This window comes from Streptomyces echinoruber, assembly GCF_014651135.1.
Taxonomy (GTDB): Bacteria; Actinomycetota; Actinomycetes; order Streptomycetales; family Streptomycetaceae; genus Streptomyces; species Streptomyces echinoruber.
Genome location: NZ_BMWH01000045.1, coordinates 1 through 16,869, shown reverse-complemented (window position 1 = coordinate 16,869; position 16,869 = coordinate 1). Strand labels below are relative to the sequence as shown.

Here is a 16,869-nt window from a genome sequence, read left to right as displayed (position 1 = left end):
CGTGACGGAAGGCACCACCTCCGCCGCTGCCGAGGGCGCAGACAGCCTGACCCGCCTGGAGCTGGAGGGCGAGATCGCGGCGGACTACCTCGAGGGTCTGCTGGACATCGCCGATCTCGACGGCGACATCGACATGGACGTCGAGGGCGACCGCGCCTCTGTCTCGATCGTCAGCGACACGGGCAGCCGCGACCTGCAGAAGCTGGTGGGCCGGGACGGCGAGGTGCTGGAGGCGCTGCAGGAGCTGACCCGGCTGGCCGTGCACCGGGAGACCGGGGAGCGCAGCCGGCTGATGCTGGACATCGGCGGCTACCGTGCCAGGAAGCGCGCCGAGCTGGCCGAGCTCGGCGCCAAGGTCGTGGCCGAGGTGAAGAGCACCGGGCAGCCGGCCAAGCTCAAGCCGATGACGCCGTTCGAACGCAAGGTCGTGCACGACGCGGTCAAGGCAGCGGGACTGCGCAGCGAGTCCGAGGGCGAGGAGCCGCAGCGGTTCGTCGTCGTCTTCCCCGCCTAAGTGCTCCTTCTCTGCTCCCCCGGCCCCGTCTGTCGCGCAGGCGGGGCCGACGTTTCTCAGCCTGATGGATCTGGTGGTTCTGGTGTCGGCGCCGGGCGCCGACGCGGTACGGAAGGACGGTCCCCGTGACGGAGGCAGCGGAGCTTCCCCCCGCTCCCGAGCAGGCGCGCGAGGTCTTCGGAGAGCGCTTTGCCGATGCGGTCCGCTACGCGGAGCTGCTCGCCGAGGCGGGCGTGCAGCGCGGCTTGATCGGCCCACGCGAAGTGCCCCGCCTGTGGGAGCGGCACCTGCTGAACTGTGCGGTGCTCGCGGAGGTCGTGCCCGAGGGAGTGACGGTGTGCGACGTCGGGTCCGGTGCCGGACTGCCGGGCATTCCGCTCGCCCTGGTCCGTGACGACCTGAAGATCACGTTGCTGGAGCCGCTGCTGCGCCGCACCAACTTCCTCACCGAGGTCGTCGAGCTCCTGGGGCTCGACCACGTCACCGTGGTGCGCGGCCGTGCCGAGGAGGTCATGGGGAAGCTTCCGCCGGTGCATGTGGTGACCGCGCGTGCTGTCGCGCCTCTGGACCGGCTCGCCGCCTGGGGGATTCCGCTGCTGCGGCCCTATGGCGAGATGCTCGCGCTCAAGGGCGACACCGCGGAGGAGGAGCTGAAGGGCGCGGCGACGGCCCTGAGCAAGCTCGGCGCGGTGGAGACGTCCATCCTCCACGTCGGTGAGGGGATCGTCGACCCGATGTCCACCGTGGTCCGCGTCGAGGTCGGGGAGAGCCCCGGCGGAGTGCGCTTCGCGGCGAAGCGGGCGAAGGCGGCACGAACGGGCCGGGCGCGCCGCCGCCGCTGACGAACGGGGCGGAGCCGCCTCGACGGGCGGAAGCCGCCCTGGCGGGAGGGAGCCGCCCGGCAGACGGCGCTGACCCGTCTCCGTGATCAGCGCCTGATTCGCCTCCGTGGCCGGCTCTGCGACTGTGGCCGGCTCTGCGATCGTGGTCGGCTCCAGAGGCGGCACTGATCCGTCCTGAGGGCGAGACGTACTCCACACAAGCTGCCAAACCCGCACGAGCCGGAGTGTCGCGCGGGCGCGGCCGAGGCCGCTCGGCATCGTGTTTCACGTGAAACGTCGCTCACTGCTGCACGGCATCATCAGCCGCGGCCGCGCTGCGGCCCATCCTCGCGACCGGAAGCCTCTCGATTCGCGCGGAGAGGGGACGGAGTTTTCCACAGAGGTGGATTTCTCCACAGAACGCCAGGCCTCACTGGTTCACGACCCCGAAGACATGGGAGGCTCTGTTCATCGCGAGCCTGAAGTCGAGGAGAGTGAATCCTTGCGGTCCGACGCCAATATCGCGGGACCGATGACCGATCCGGTCCCCGGCCCCCGTACCGAGTCGACGGGGGAGGATGTTTCACGTGAAACACCGCCTCCCATGGACGACACTCCGATCGGTCGTGCTGCCCAGCTGGCGGTCGAGGCTCTGGGCCGCGCCGGGGAGGGCCTGCCACGGCCCGAGCAGACCCGGGTGATCGTCGTCGCCAACCAGAAGGGCGGTGTGGGCAAGACGACGACGACCGTCAACCTTGCCGCTTCCCTCGCCCTGCACGGCGGCCGGGTCCTGGTCGTCGACCTCGACCCACAGGGCAACGCATCCACCGCCCTGGGGATCGACCACCACGCCGAAGTTCCGTCCATCTACGACGTGTTGGTCGAAAGCAAGCCCCTCGCGGACGTCGTCCAGCCGGTCCCCGACGTCGAGGGACTCTTCTGCGCACCGGCCACGATCGACTTGGCCGGTGCGGAGATCGAGCTGGTCTCCCTGGTGGCACGCGAAAGCCGGCTGCAGCGGGCGATCCAGTCCTATGAGCAGCCGTTGGACTACATCCTCATCGACTGCCCGCCCTCGCTCGGTCTGCTGACGGTCAATGCCCTCGTCGCCGGTCAGGAAGTCCTCATCCCGATCCAGTGCGAGTACTACGCGCTGGAGGGGCTGGGGCAGTTGCTGCGCAACGTCGACCTCGTGCGAGGTCACCTCAACCCCGCCCTGCACGTGTCGACCGTCCTGCTCACCATGTACGACGGCCGCACACGCCTTGCCTCCCAGGTCGCGGAGGAGGTCCGCAACCACTTCGGCGACGAGGTGCTGCGCACGAGCATCCCGCGGTCGGTCCGTATCTCCGAGGCTCCCAGCTACGGTCAGACCGTCCTGACTTACGATCCAGGATCGAGCGGTGCCCTCTCCTACCTGGAGGCGGCACGAGAACTCGCGCTGAGGGGGGTCGGCGTCCGTTACGACCCGACGCAGGCCCACCTCGGCGTCCAGAACAATCCGAGCATGGTGGAGGGGATGCAGTGAGCGAACGACGGAGGGGGTTGGGCCGTGGGTTGGCCGCACTGATCCCCGCTGCCCCGACCGGGGAGCGGACACCGGCCGCCGGAGTGGTGGGAAGCGCCGGTACCACCTCCCCCGGTGCGGTGCCGGTGCTGTCCGGTGACCGAGGCGTGGCCGCGGCCAAGGTGGCCACACTGCCGCCTGTTTCACGTGAAACCGAGCAGGCGGTCGACTCGGTGCCGGAGCAGCCCGCGCCCCCGGCCGGTGCCTACTTCGCGGAAATCCCTCTCGACTCCATCACGCCGAACCCGCGGCAGCCGCGTGAGGTGTTCGACGAGGACGCCCTGGCCGAACTCGTCACCTCCATCAAGGAGGTCGGGCTCCTCCAGCCGATCGTCGTCCGGCAGCTCGGACCCGAGCGCTTCGAACTCATCATGGGTGAGCGGCGCTGGCGGGCCTGCCGGGAGGCCGGGCTGGAATCGGTTCCGGCGATCGTGCGAGCCACGGACGACGAGAAGCTCCTCCTGGACGCCCTCCTGGAGAACCTGCACCGCGTGCAACTGAACCCGCTGGAGGAGGCCGCCGCCTACGACCAGCTCCTGAGGGACTTCAACTGCACGCACGACCAGTTGGCGGACCGCATCGGCCGATCCCGCCCGCAGGTCTCCAACACGCTACGGCTGCTGAAGCTCTCGCCGGCGGTGCAGCGCCGGGTCGCCGCCGGGGTGCTCTCCGCCGGGCATGCGCGGGCCCTGCTGGCCGTGGAGGACGCGGAGGAGCAGGAGAGGCTGGCCCACCGCATCGTCGCCGAGGGACTGTCGGTGCGGGCCGTGGAGGAGATCGTCACCCTTATGGGCTCCGGCCCGAAGAAACCGCAGCGCACCAAGGGGCCGCGGGCGGGTGCCCGGGTCTCCCCGGCGCTGGCCGACCTCGCCTCGCGGCTGTCGGACCGCTTCGAGACACGGGTGAAGGTCGACCTGGGCCAGAAGAAGGGCAAGATCACCGTGGAGTTCGCCTCCATGGAGGACCTCGAACGCATCCTGAGCACCCTTGCCCCGGGCGAGGGATCGGTCCTGCAGAAGAGCCTCCAGGAGAGCGGCGACGGCGGGGCGGAGGAGACGGAGGACTGATCCCATCCGGCCGATCAGCGTAGGCGGGCCGTGTCCGGTGTGCACCGGTACGCGGCCCGCTCTTTGCTTGTCCCGGTATCGAGGGAATCACATCGTGGATACGATGCGTTCGAGTAGGGCGAATGCGGCCTGGCGGCACCAGCGTGCACCGGGCAGGACCTCTGAGTGGGAGGCTGGGCCATGCGATCGGTGAGCCGCGCCGGACTCGTCAGCGCGGGACTGGGGCTGGGCGTGATCGGTGGGTTCGTCGGCAGTCTGCTCAGAGAACGGAGCGCTCTGACAGCCGCCCGCACCGCGGCGGGCGGGGGAAGCGAGGAACAGCCTTCATGGGGCGCAGGCTCGTACCGCTCACGCTGGACAACCTTCAGGACATCCCCAAGCGCTGCCGCTCATGTGTCTTCTGGGAGCTGGACCCCGTCAGCGGCGAAGCCTCGGTAAAGGCGGGCACACCCGCGATCGAGAAGGAGGCCTGGATCTCCGCCGTCCTTCTCGACTGGGGATCCTGCGGCCGCGTCGTCTACGTCGACGACGTACCGGCGGGATTCGTCCTCTACGCTCCTCCCGCCTATGTCCCCCGCTCCACGGCGTTCCCCACCAGCCCGGTGGCGCCCGACGCCGTCCAGTTGATCACGGGGTTCATCCTTCCGGGCTACCAGGGGCAGGGACTGGGCCGGGTGATGGTGCAGACCGTCGCCAAGGATCTGCTGAGGCGGGGCTTCAAGGCGATCGAGGCCTTCGGCGACGCCCGTTGGAAGGAGCCCGCCTGCCTGCTTCCGGCCGACCACCTGCTGGCGGTGGGCTTCAAGACCGTCCGCCAGCACCCCACCTACCCACGGCTGCGTCTGGAGCTGCGCTCCACGTTGTCGTGGAAGGAGGACGTGGAGATGGCCCTGGACCGGCTGCTGGGAGCCGTGCAGAAGGAACCGGCCCTGCGGCCGCTGTGACACGGCCGCCATACGGCGGATGGGCCAACCCGTTCGGGTTGGCCCATCCGTGTTTCACGTGAAACATGCGCCACCGACGCGGCGGGGCGATCGTTCAGCCGACGGCTCAGCCGGCGATGAACTCCTCGAGATCGCGGACGATCGCGGCCTTCGGCTTGGCACCGACGATGGTCTTGGCGACCTCGCCGTTCTGGTAGACGTTCAGCGTCGGGATCGACATGACGCCGTACTTGGCGGCCGTGCCGGGGTTCTCGTCGATGTTGAGCTTGACGACCTCGATCTTGTCGCCGTATTCGGCGGCGATGGCCTCGAGGGACGGCGCGATCTGGCGGCAGGGACCACACCAGGCGGCCCAGAAGTCCACCAGAACGGGCTTGTCGCTCTTGAGGACTTCCTGGTCGAAGGTGTCGTCGGTCACGTTCTTCAGAGTGCCGGCCACAACGGGCTCCTTAACTGGTTGGTGCGTGGGGCGAATGGGGGTCAGACGGTGGTCTTCTCGGGCTCGGCCTGCTGCTCGTTGTCCGCGAGCGCCGCAAGGTAGCGCTCGGCGTCGAGGGCGGCCGAGCATCCGGTGCCGGCGGCGGTGATCGCCTGGCGGTAGGTGTGGTCCACCACGTCACCGGCGGCGAAGACACCGGCCAGGTTGGTACGGGTGGAGGGCGAGGCGACCTTCAGGTAGCCCTCCTCGTCCAGCTCCAGCTGGTCCTTGAACAGCTCGGTGCGCGGGTCGTGGCCGATCGCGATGAACAGGCCCGTCACCGGCAGGTCGGACAGCTCGCCGGTCTTGACGTTGCGCAGCTTCAGACCGGAGAGCTTGCCGTCACCCTGGATCTCGGCGACCTCGCTGTCCCAGACGAACTTGATCTTCGGGTCGGCGAAGGCGCGCTCCTGCATCGCCTTGGAGGCGCGCAGGGTGTCCCGCCGGTGGACGACCGTCACGGACTTGGCGAACCGCGAGAGGAAGGTGGCCTCCTCCATCGCGGTGTCACCACCGCCGACCACGGCGATGTCCTGGTCCCTGAAGAAGAAGCCGTCACACGTGGCACACCACGAGACACCGCGGCCGGAGAGCGCGTCCTCGTTGGGCAGGCCGAGCTTGCGGTGCTGCGAGCCGGTGGCGACGATGACCGCCTTGGCCTTGTGCACGGTGCCGGAGGTGTCCGTGACGGTCTTCACGTCACCGGTGAGGTCGACGGCAACGACGTCGTCCGGGACGAGCTCGGCGCCGAAGCGCTCGGCCTGGGCGCGCATGTTGTCCATGAGCTCGGGGCCCATGATGCCGTCCCGGAAGCCCGGGAAGTTCTCGACCTCGGTGGTGTTCATCAGGGCGCCGCCGGCGGTGACGGCACCTTCGAACACCAGCGGCTTCAGCGACGCGCGCGCGGTGTAGAGCGCCGCCGTATACCCGGCGGGCCCGGAGCCGATGATGATCACGTTACGGACGTCGCTCACGGCTTGATTCCTCGTCTCTGGACTGCGTCGTACGGCCGGGATGAGCCTCTCACCCCACCCAACGGATCCTAAGGGGCGTGCATTCCCGGTGTGCCTGGGCACACGGAGTCGCCGTGTGGGTACCGCGTGGTGGTCGGGTCAGTGACGCGCGTAGGAGTGCTGCAGGAGGATCCCGGCCGGGGACGAGGGGTGCCGGACGCAGGTGGCGTCGACCACATAGGCGATGACGCGGGTCGTGTCCGACGTGTCCGGCAGGACGACGAGGACGACGGGCTTCCCGTGGTAGACGCCGTCCTTGGCCGCCAGCGCGGCATCGTCCCGGCCGAGACCTTCCCGGACACAGGAGGGAACGGAGACGATGGGGGCCCGAAGGGTGTCCGTGTGGTGGGTGGTGCCGCCTTCCACGCCGTAGCTGCGCGGCGGGCGGGAGCCGGGCGTGGAGCCGCCGCTGCCCGCGAGGAGCGTGGCGACCTGCTTGCCCAGCGTGGCGTCGGAGATGGTGTCCGCCGAGGTGGAGGGGCTCTTGTGGCCGGCGGTCGCGGGGCTGTCGCCGTCCTCGAGAGAGGCCAGCAGGGCGGAGCCCAGTCCGAGCACGGCCGCGGCGACGACCGCTCCCAGGGCAGCGAGCCTGCGGCGTCCGGAACGGTCACGCCTGGCGCCGTCCTTGCGGCCCGGGCCGGTGGAGAAGCGCCCGGCGCGGCCGGCGGGGCGGTCGGTCCGCGGCGATGTTTCACGTGAAACACGTGTCGTTTCACGTGAAACAGTGTGCGTGGGGGTCCCGGCCGGTGTGGCGGTGACGCCGTCGGGAGCGGCCGCCCCGACAGGAGCGGTTGCGCCCTCGTGAGTGGTTGTGTCGTCGCGAGCGGTTGCGTTGAGCACGGCTTCCGCGGCGAGCGCGGCGTCGATCCGGCGGGCGACGCCGTCCGGCATGCGCGGTGGGCCCGGCACGGTTCCCAGCAGCCCGCGGATCTCCTCCAGCGAGGCGTGGACGTCGGCGCACAGCGGGCATCCCTTGAGGTGCCGGCGCAGGTCCGCGCTCCGCTCCGGAGGCAGCAGTCCTTCGGTGAGGTCGGAGATCTCGGCGACGTCCGGGTGCCCGGCCGTGTCCGTCGGGGAAGTCACGCTCGCCCACCTCCGCCCTTCACAGCAGTCGAATCGCTCGGCCCCGCGTCGGCGGGTCCCGCCTTGTGCGGACCCGCTGCGGGTGGGACGGATGTCCCCCGCACCCGGTTCCGTTCCCCGTCCTGCCGCTTTTCTCCCCTGCCGCCTTCCGGCCGCAGGTGGGTGAGCAACGGCAGGAGTCTGGCTCTGCCGCGGGCACATCTGCTCTTCACGGTGCCGACGGGCACGTCGAGGATGCGGGCGGCCTCTGCCACGGGGTAGCCCTGCATGTCCACCAGGACCAGCGCGGCACGCTGGTCGGGCGGAAGGGTGCCCAGGGCCTCGACCAGCTGGCGGTGCAGGTCGTGGCGCTCGGCCGGAGCGGAGGCGGACTCGTGCGGCTCCAGGAGCTGCTCCAGGCGCTCGGTGTCGTCCACGGGGGACGTCCTGCGCGAGGCCGCCTTGCGGGCACGGTCCAGACAGGCGTTCACCGTGATGCGGTGCAGCCAGGTGGTGACCGCGGACTGGCCGCGGAAGGTGTGAGCGGCTCGGTAGGCGGAGACGAGCGCGTCCTGGACGGCGTCGGCGGCCTCCTCGCGGTCCCCCAGCGTGCGCAGCGCCACCGCCCAGAGCCGGTCGCGGTGGCGCCGCACGAGCTCGCCGAAAGCGTCGGGATCACCGTCGGTGTGGCGGGTGAGCAACTCGCCGTCGCTCACCCCGTCGTATCCGGCGCCCTCCGCCATCGGGCCTCTCCCCCTCCCGGGCGGTCAGCCCGTGAACTTCACGTCGGTGACGGCCTGCTTGTAGCCGGCTCCGCTGTAGTCGTCCTGGGGTGCATGGGGAACGTCCGTGATCCACAGCAGCACGTACCGCGTCTTCACCGACTTCGGCGCCTTCACCGTGAGAGAGGTGCCGCTCGTGGTGGCGGTTCCGATTTCCTTCATGCCGCTGACCGTGGTCGACGGGGACAGTGAGTCGGTGGCGTAGAGGTGCACCGTCGTGTGATCACCGGCGTAGCGCAACCCTATCGACACGGACGCCACCGTCTGTGCCGAGCCGAGGTCGTAGACGATGCCGACGCCCGGCTTGTACGGAGCCAGCTTCGGTCCGTCCCGGTAGCTCTTGCTGCGCCAGTACGTGGAGCTGTTGCCGTCGTATGTGTTGCCGACGTCCTCGGGGGCCTGGGCGTCGCCGCTCTCGACGTACTCCCGGGCACCCTGGATGGCAAGCGGCTTCGGAACCCTGGACTTCTGGCCGTTCCTGTCGTTGCCGTCCGTCGTCTGCGTCTGGTCCTGCTGCTCCGAAGAGCCGCCCTTGTCCATCAGAGCGTCCGCCAGCTGCCAACTGCCCAGTCCCAGCGCGGCGATGAGGAGCGCGGAGACAGCCCACTTCAGGACGCGGCCGGTGCGGCTCTGCAGCGGTGGCGGCGGGGCCGGCACCGGTTGGGTGGCGCCGGGGAGCGGCGTCTGACGGCCGTAGCCGCCCTGCTGGTAGGTGGTGCTCTGGTAGTCGGGCGGTGCGGTGAACGCGGGCTCCGGCGGGCGGATGCGCGGCATCTCACCGATCGCCTTGACCAGTTCCTCGGGCGTGGTGCACGGCGACTCGTGGCGTGAGGCGGTGGCGCCGTCGTTGACCAGCGCGCGCATGGCGAGTTCGGACAGGCCGCGGTGGACGCCGGCGCGCACCTGGTCGGGAGCGATGAGCCCGACGTCCTTGGGCAGCCCGGACAGGCCGTAGGCGTCCGTCTCGTAGGGCCAGCGCTGGGTGAGCGCCGCGTACAGCAGGGCGCCGATCGCCTCGGTGTCGGTGCGCTGCGGGGTGTCGGAGCTGATGCCGCGCAACGCCGCGTTGACGGCCAGGCCGCGGATGCGCCACTGACCGGTGGAGGTGCGCAGTACGGCGTTGGGGTTCAGGCGCAGGTGGGCGAGGCCCTCGCGGTGGGCGGCGGCCATGGCGGCGGAGACCTGGCTGACCATCTGGTAGGCGTCGTGCGGCTCCAGCGGTCCGGTGGTCAGCAGCGTGCTGAGGTCGGTGGCGTCGGGGAGCCATTCGTGGACGACGTAGACGAGATCACTGTCCTCGACGGCGTCCAGGACCTGCACGAAGCGGGGGTCACCGAGCAGGGCGGCGGATCGGGCGGCGGCCAGGACGGATCGGGCCCGGGCGTGGTCCGCGGGCAGGACATGGACGCCGACGGCGCGACGGAGTTTCTCGTCGACCGCCCGCCAGCTGCTGAAACCGTCCAGACGGGTGACGCACTCCTCGAGACGGTAGCGTCTGGCGAGCTTGTGACCGCTGTGCAGTTCGGGGGCTGGGGCCGGTGCGGGCCGCTCGGTCGCACGGCTCGTCCGAGCCTCGTCGCTTTCGGTGTCCCGTTTCGGGTTCTTGGCCACCTCGTCGGCCGTGGACTGGTCCGCCTTGGCGGTCAGCGACTCCTCGTCGCTGTTGCCTGCCACGTCGACGGCAGCCGTGCTGGGTTCCGCCACCGTCGTTCCTGCCTCCCCATCCGTTGCGCGCTGTCCGACGCCGAAACCAATTGTGCCCACAGTCCGTCGCTCTGCACGACACGCGGCGGCGGACGATGGTTGTGCGCGTACCCCCCTTCTCAGCGCCCCAGGCGCCCGCGGATCTGGCCCACGAGCGAGTTGAGTTCCTCGATGCGCATGCGGCGCGCGGCCAGGAAGAAGACGCCGAACAGGACCACTCCACCGGCCAGCAGCGCGGCGAAGGAGCCGACGACGCCCTGACCGAGCGTGCGGCTGATGCCGTAGCAGGCGGCGCCGCTGAGCAGCGCGGCCGGCAGCGAGGCGATGCACAGGCGGGCGTAGGTGCGCAGCACCCGGGCCCCGTCGAGGTCGCCGCCGAGGCGCTTGCGCAGCCGGTTCCAGGCGACGCCGACGCCGATCGCGTAGGCGATGCCGTAGGCGGCGGCCATGCCCACCACGGACCAGCGGGCCGGCATCAGGTAGTAGCACAGGCCGGACAGGCCGGCGTTGCCCGCGGCGACGATGACCGTGTTGTAGAAGGGGGTGCGGGTGTCCTCGTAGGCGTAGAAGGCGCGCAGCACGACGTACTGGACGGAGTACGGAATCAGGCCGAGGCCGAAGGCCATCAGCATGTAGCCCATGTTGGTGGCGGCGCCGGTGCCGGAGCCGCCGAAGACGAGCGTGCACATGGGGATGCCGAGCGCGACGAACCCGAAGGCGACGGGCACGATCGCGACAGCCGTGGTGCGCAGCCCCTGGGAGATGTCGTCACGGACGGCCCCGGTGTCGCCCTCGGCGGCCGAGCGGGAGATGCGCGGCAGCAGCGCGGCCATGAGGGAGACGGTGATGATGGCCTGCGGCAGACCCCAGATCAGCTGGGCGTTGGCATAGGCGCTGAAGCCGGTGCCGTCGATCTTGGTGTCCTTGACGGCGGCGGTGGCCAGCTGGGTGACGACGAGGGCGCCCGCCTGGTTGGCGAGGACGAACAGCACCGTCCACTTGGCGAGCATCGCGGCCTTGCCCAGGCCGTGGCCCCGCCAGTCGAAGCGCAGCCGCAGCCGGAACCCGCTCTCCCGCAGGTAGGGGATCATCGCCAGCGCCTGGACGACCATGCCGAGCAGGATGCCGACGCCCAGGAGCCGCTGGCCCTCCGGCGGGATGTTCGTGACGGTCATGCCGGAGTGGTGGGCGGTGCCGTACACCCACAGGAACAGACCCAGCGTCACGATGATGACGATGTTGTTCAGCACCGGCGTCCACATCATGGCGCCGAACCGGCCGCGTGCGTTGAGGACCTGACCCATCACCACGTGGATGCCCATGAAGAAGATCGAGGGCAGGAAGTAGCGGGTGAAGGTGACGGCGACCTCGTTGGCCTGGGGGTCGTTGGCGATTCCGTTCGACAGCACCCGCACCAGCAGCGGCGCGGCGAACACGGCGAGGGCGGTGAGCGCGGCGAGCGCCACCATCACCAGGGTCAGCAGCCGGTTGGCGTAGGCCTCGCCGCCGTCGTCGTCCTCCTTCATCGCGCGCACGAGCTGCGGCACGAAGACGGAGTTGAGGCCGCCGCCGACGGTGAGGATGTAGATCATTGTCGGGAGCTGGTAGGCGACCTGGAAGGTGTCGCCGAGCAGGGCGGTGCCGAGCGCGGAGACGATCAGCGCGGAGCGGACGAAGCCGGTGAGGCGGGAGACCATCGTGCCGGCCGCCATCACGGCGCTGGACTTCAGCAGGTTGGAGGCGCGCCCGCCCTTTGTGGCGGCGGGTGCGGCGGCCGGGGCGGGCTGCTCGTCGGCCAGTGCCTGGCCCGCGGCGGGTGCCTGGGCGCCGGCGGCCGCCTGGGCCGGCGCGGCGGGTGCGGCCGGTCCGGGCACGTGCGGGGAGGCGTGGGCGGCGGGGCCGGTCTGCTGCGGGTAGCCGCCGTAGCCGGGAACGCCGCCCTGCTGCGGGTAGCCGTCGTAGCGGGGCGCGTTGCCCTGGTGCTGGTCGGGGAAGCCGCCCTGGCGCTGCTGCGGGTCCGGGTGGTCGCCCGGCTGCGGTGAGGAGCCGGCCTGCTGCGGCTGGAAACCGGCCTGCTGCTGGTCGTGGAAGAGATGTGCGAAGGCGTCCGGTTCGTGGCGCTGCTCGCCGGCCTGGGTGACGAGGTCGTCGACGCCGACGTACTGCGTGGTGCGCGGGTCGTCTCCGTACGGCAGGTGCCGGGTGGGGCCCTCGGGCTCCGGCGCCGGGGTCTGCGCCCACACCCGCGGGTCGGGTGCGTACGGCGACCGGGGCGGCTGCCCGTACAGGGACTGCCCGCGTTCCTGGGCGCCCGGGTGCGGCGGGTGGGCGGCACGGTCGTGGAGCGCCCCGGCGGCCGGGTCCTGCGCGGTGAGGTCCTGCCCCCGGTAGGCGTCCTGGCCGTAGACGTCAGACTGACGGGGCGGCACCTGGCCCTGCCCGGCGGGGTCCTCGGGGTGCGGGGAGGACGCCTGGCCGTGCTGCGGCGGCGGCACCCGGCCGGGCTCGGGCTGCGGCCCCTCGGGCCGGCCCGAGTTGCCCACGGCCTGGCCGCGGTGACCGTCGTACGGCGCGTTCATGCTTACCCCACCTCATCGTCCCGGGCCGACCGGCCACGACTTCCTCAACGGTCCACTCTCTCACCCGTGGCGGACGGGCCTACGTTTTCCGCTGCGGTGTTCGGAGCCGGGTCACTCGGCTGCTGCGGGTCGTTTGCCCGGGAGCCGGCCCGCGACTCCCGCGCGGAACCACTGGCGGTGCCCTCGGGTTCCTCCACCGTCCCGGGGGTCCCGGCCGCCGCGTCCGGCCCGCTCTTCGCGGCCTCGCGGGCCGCCGCGCGCTTGCGCTGGGTGTACATGCGGAACCCGGCGAGGACGAGCAGCAGCACGCCGCCACCGATCACCAGCATGACCGCGGGCGTGACCTCGGTCACCCGCACGTCGAAGCTGACGCGGTCACCGTAGGCCCGGCCGTCCTCCGTGTACAGCTGGGCGACCACGGTCACCGGGCCGTTGGCCTTGGCGGTCGTGGTGAACTTCACGGACTGGCTGTGCCCGCCCGCGACCTGCACCGGCTGTTCCTCGTACGGCTTGCCGTCGATCCTGAGGCGGGTGGGGTTGGTGGAGGTGAGCCGCAGCACCAGGTGGTCGACGCCCTGCACCAGCTGGTTCTGCACGGTGACGGGGATCGTGGCGCTCCGTCCGGAGAGCTTGGTCTCGGACTTGTCGATCAGCCTGACCTGGCCGGAAAGCTCGTCGATGTAGCTCTTCACGCCGTCGCGGAAGCTCGTGGCCAGGGCGGGGCGGGTGCGCCACGACGTGGCCATCTCCCGGTTCATCGCCCGCCCGAACGGCGTGACGACGCGTGACTGGTCGGTGAGGACGGACTTGAAGTGGTCGACCTTGTCCTGCGTGGCGGCGATCTGCTCGAAGGCCGAGCGCGGCAGCTCCTGGCGGCGCAGCGAGGAGGGGTAGGCGGAGGAGGACGGGACCTTGGTGGTGGCGCCGGAGTCCGGCTTGGCCTTGGCGGCCGCGGACAGGTCCTGCGGCTGCGACCAGGTGCCGTCCTGCAGCGCGGCCAGCGCCGCGGCCATCGCCTGCGCCTGGCCGGCCGTGGGCGTGCGCTGCGGGGCGACGACGACACTGCGCTGCCTGTTCGTCTGCAGGTTCAGGGTGAGGCTCTGGGCGAGGAACCGCTGCACGGCCAGGGTGGCGTTGCCGGCGTTCGTCAGGTCGCCCTGGAACGCCGTCGACAGCCGGGCGTCCGCGACGACGGCGGTGACGCCGCCACCGATCGGGCGGGCGGCGGAGGGCGTGTAGGACAGGGCGCCGGTCTCCTTGAGGCTGTCGCTGCGGGCGATGACCTTGTCGGCGCCGGCGGAGGTGGCGACCTTGACGATCGACGGGTCGACCGCGCCGTCCACGGGCCAGGCGAAGTCCGTGTCCGGCTTCACGTGCAGCACCGTCTCCACGGTGCCGGCGGCGACGTCCGTGGCGTCCTTGAGCTGGCTGAGGGAGCCGGTGACACTCGTGCCGTTGTGGGCGAGGGAAGCCAGGTCGGGGTCGGCGAAGGGCAGCGCGACGACCTCCTTGCCGACCACCGCCTTCTGCAGTTCGGCGAGCCACTGCCTGGCGAGCTCCTGATGGGTGCCGGCGACGGGGGTGCCGTCCGCCCCCTGCACCTGATAGCTGCGGGTCATCGCGTCGACGGACGCCAGCAGGTCCGGGTCGATCACCCAGGTGACGTCCAGGTTCTCGCCGAGGCTCAGCATCTGGTCCAGGCGGCCGCCCGGCGCGATCTCCTTGGCGAGGTCGTCGTTGAGGAAGACCGGTGTCTGCTGTTCGCCGGGCCCCGTCTCGGCCGTCATGTGGACGGTGGAGACCAAGGGCCACAGGAACGTCGTTTTCGTCTTCGCGTCGGCCTCGTCGGGCTGCCACGGCAGGAACGTGCGCCGGATGCCCAGCACCTGCTTCCAGGGCTGTGCGGTGGTCTCCCCGGAGACCGAGACGGCGAGCTGGTAGACGCCGTGCCTGCCCAGGTGCAGTTTGTCGACCGGTACGGAGATGCTGAAGTGCTGGGCGACGCCCGGGGTGAGCCGGTCGAACTTCTGGGTGTACTTTCCGCCGATCTCCGTACCGTCGGATCCGGGTGCGAAACCGGTGCGCCGCGCGGCGTCGTCGATCGCGGACCGGCTGCTCAGCGAGGGGCCCACCCGCAGACTTACGTGGGCGTCGGTGACCGCCCGCCTGCCGTTGTTGGTCACCGTGCCGGAGACGGTGAGCGTGTCGCCGTCGGTGGGGGCGCCGGGGCTGAGCGAGTCGAGGGAGACGGACACCGTGCGCGAGCCGGAGGCGGTGGCCCGGGCCGTCGCCTGTCCGGCGGCCTGGGCGGGAGCGGAGGCGGGCAGCTGCAGCAGAGCCGCCAGCAGGGGCGCGCCGGTGAGCAGCGCCCCGGCACGCCGCAGCCACCGGCGGGCAGGAGAGGGACTGGTCCCCTGGAAGTCTGCCGCCTCGGCCACGCGCTCGCCCGTCCCTCGTTCAGTGGTCGTCGGAATGTGCGTCCCCGCATGGTAACGATGCGCGCTGAACGGAAGTGCCGGGGACCGCCCCCACAAGATCGAGCGGTGCCGGCCGTCGTCCTGAATGCGCCCCTGTCGTGCGGAGCACAGGGATACGCCGTGAGCGCGGTGCTTGCGCCGTATTCATAGGTATTCAGGGCAGATGTCCATGCCGCCGTGCAGGGATACGCCGTACGAGGTAGGGCGCCTGATGCGCGCTCGCCGAGCGAGACATCCTTCTCACGCGCCTCTGCCGCATCTGTACCGCCGTACGGTCCATGCGTCACCTCTCTATAGGGCGCGCTGGCGCCGGCCTGCGGCACGTACCCTTTTCTGTTGTGCCGAACGCCAATGAAGACACTTCTCCTGCCCTGAGCCGGGCGCAGCAGCGCGCGGTGAGCGAACTGCTGCGGGTGGCGCCTGTCGCCGACGACCTCGCCCGCCGCTTCCGGGACGCCGGGTTCTCCCTCGCCCTGGTCGGCGGCTCCGTCCGTGACGCGCTGCTGGGCCGGCTCGGCAACGACCTGGACTTCACGACCGACGCGCGCCCCGAGGACGTGCTGAAGATCGTGCGGCTGTGGGCGGACGCCGTGTGGGAGGTCGGGATCGCCTTCGGCACGGTGGGCGCCCAGAAGGCCGGCTACCAGATCGAGATCACCACCTACCGGTCGGAGGCCTACGACCGCTCCTCCCGCAAGCCGGAGGTGTCCTACGGCGACTCCATCGAGGAGGACCTGGTCCGCCGCGACTTCACCGTCAACGCGATGGCCGTCGCGCTGCCGGAGAAGGAGTTCATCGACCCGCACGGCGGCCTCGACGATCTCGCGGCACGGGTCCTGCGCACGCCCGGCACGCCGGAGGCGTCCTTCTCCGACGATCCGCTGCGCATGATGCGCGCCGCGCGGTTCGCCGCCCAGCTCGACTTCGAGGTGGCGCCGGAGGTCGTGCGGGCCATGACGGAGATGGCCGGCCGCATCGACATCGTCTCCGCCGAGCGGGTGCGTGACGAGCTGAACAAGCTGATCCTCTCCGCGCACCCCCGCAAGGGGCTGACCCTGCTGGTCGACACCGGCCTCGCCGAGCGTGTGCTGCCCGAGCTGCCCGCCCTGCGGCTGGAGTCCGACGAGCACCACCGCCACAAGGACGTGTACGAGCACACACTGATCGTCCTGGAGCAGGCCATCGCGCTGGAGGAGGAGGGCCCCGACCTCACCCTGCGGCTGGCCGCGCTGCTGCACGACATCGGCAAGCCGAAGACCCGCCGCTTCGAGAAGGACGGCCGGGTCTCCTTCCACCACCACGAGGTGGTCGGCGCCAAGATGACCAAGAAGCGGATGACGGCGCTGAAGTACTCCAACGAGCTGGTCAGGGACGTCTCCCGGCTCGTCGAACTCCACCTGCGCTTCCACGGGTACGGAACCGGCGAGTGGACGGACTCCGCCGTGCGCCGTTACGTCCGCGACGCCGGTCCCCTCCTGGAGCGCCTCCACAAGCTGACCCGCTCCGACTGCACCACGCGCAACAAGCGCAAGGCGGCGGCGCTCTCCCGTGCCTACGACCACCTCGAGGAGCGCATCGCCCAGCTCAAGGAGCAGGAGGAGCTCGACGCGATCCGCCCCGACCTCGACGGAAACCAGATCATGCAGATCCTGGGCATCCGGCCCGGCCCTGCCGTGGGCCGCGCCTACAAGCACCTGCTGGAGCTGCGTCTGGAGAACGGGCCGATGGGCCAGGAGGCGGCGACGCAGGCACTGAAGGAGTGGTGGGCGGCACAGCAGAACTGAGCCGCGAGACGGCGGAATGTTTCACGTGAAACGCCGCCTGGATGTGCCGGGGGGCGGTGTTTCACGTGAAACACCGC

Annotated in this window: 13 protein-coding genes; 6 read left to right on the top strand and 7 right to left on the bottom strand. The window is 70.8% G+C overall.

The annotated features are described in order from the left end of the window. The first annotated feature begins 1 nt into the window (after position 1). From IE225_RS31130 to IE225_RS31110, 5 genes are all read left to right on the top strand, one after another. Positions 2-514: a Jag family protein gene (locus IE225_RS31130; protein ID WP_190061012.1), complete on the top strand. Its 513-nt coding sequence runs from the start codon at positions 2-4 to the stop codon at positions 512-514. 125 nt (positions 515-639) lie between these two features. After that, a complete protein-coding gene (gene rsmG / locus IE225_RS31125) occupies positions 640-1,356 on the top strand; it encodes a 16S rRNA (guanine(527)-N(7))-methyltransferase RsmG (protein WP_190061011.1) in 717 nt (238 codons plus the stop codon). A gap of 433 nt (positions 1,357-1,789) precedes the next feature. After that, a complete protein-coding gene (locus IE225_RS31120; RefSeq protein WP_190061022.1) occupies positions 1,790-2,863 on the top strand; it encodes a ParA family protein in 1,074 nt (357 codons plus the stop codon). Next, the gene (locus IE225_RS31115; RefSeq protein ID WP_190061010.1) at positions 2,860-3,969 is read left to right on the top strand and encodes a ParB/RepB/Spo0J family partition protein; all 1,110 of its coding nucleotides are present in this window, start codon (positions 2,860-2,862) and stop codon (positions 3,967-3,969) included. Before IE225_RS31120 ends, IE225_RS31115 begins: the two co-directional genes overlap by 4 nt. A gap of 326 nt (positions 3,970-4,295) precedes the next feature. Continuing rightward, a complete protein-coding gene (locus IE225_RS31110) occupies positions 4,296-4,913 on the top strand; it encodes a GNAT family N-acetyltransferase (RefSeq protein ID WP_190061009.1) in 618 nt (205 codons plus the stop codon). Between the two features lie 106 nt (positions 4,914-5,019). Here IE225_RS31110 and trxA read toward each other — a convergent pair whose 3' ends face one another. The 7 genes from trxA to IE225_RS31075 all read right to left on the bottom strand — a co-directional run bounded on the left by trxA (position 5,020) and on the right by IE225_RS31075 (position 14,969). Continuing rightward, positions 5,020-5,352: a thioredoxin gene (trxA, locus tag IE225_RS31105; RefSeq protein WP_190061008.1), complete on the bottom strand. Its 333-nt coding sequence runs from the start codon at positions 5,350-5,352 to the stop codon at positions 5,020-5,022. A 41-nt stretch (positions 5,353-5,393) separates the two neighbouring features. Continuing rightward, positions 5,394-6,365 carry a thioredoxin-disulfide reductase gene (gene trxB, locus IE225_RS31100; protein ID WP_190061007.1) on the bottom strand — a complete coding sequence of 324 codons (972 nt, stop codon included), beginning with the start codon at positions 6,363-6,365 and terminating at the stop codon, positions 5,394-5,396. A 138-nt stretch (positions 6,366-6,503) separates the two neighbouring features. After that, entirely contained in the window at positions 6,504-7,487 is a 984-nt protein-coding gene (locus IE225_RS31095) for an anti-sigma factor family protein (RefSeq protein WP_190061006.1), read from the bottom strand. Continuing rightward, positions 7,484-8,209, bottom strand: coding sequence for an RNA polymerase sigma factor SigM (gene sigM / locus IE225_RS31090; RefSeq protein WP_190061005.1), 726 nt, complete (start codon positions 8,207-8,209; stop codon positions 7,484-7,486). The genes IE225_RS31095 and sigM overlap by 4 nt, the downstream gene beginning before the upstream one ends. A gap of 24 nt (positions 8,210-8,233) precedes the next feature. Next, positions 8,234-9,952, bottom strand: coding sequence for a protein kinase family protein (locus tag IE225_RS31085; protein WP_190061004.1), 1,719 nt, complete (start codon positions 9,950-9,952; stop codon positions 8,234-8,236). 119 nt (positions 9,953-10,071) lie between these two features. Then, a complete protein-coding gene (gene murJ, locus IE225_RS31080) occupies positions 10,072-12,531 on the bottom strand; it encodes a murein biosynthesis integral membrane protein MurJ (protein WP_190061003.1) in 2,460 nt (819 codons plus the stop codon). A 44-nt stretch (positions 12,532-12,575) separates the two neighbouring features. Continuing rightward, complete coding sequence (locus tag IE225_RS31075) at positions 12,576-14,969, bottom strand: DUF6049 family protein (protein WP_190061002.1); 2,394 nt, start codon at positions 14,967-14,969, stop codon at positions 12,576-12,578. Positions 14,970-15,346: 377 nt separating this feature from the next. On the opposite strand from IE225_RS31075, the gene IE225_RS31070 reads away from it, so the two are divergent. Next, the gene (locus tag IE225_RS31070; protein WP_190061001.1) at positions 15,347-16,792 is read left to right on the top strand and encodes a CCA tRNA nucleotidyltransferase; all 1,446 of its coding nucleotides are present in this window, start codon (positions 15,347-15,349) and stop codon (positions 16,790-16,792) included. Positions 16,793-16,869: the final 77 nt, after the last annotated feature.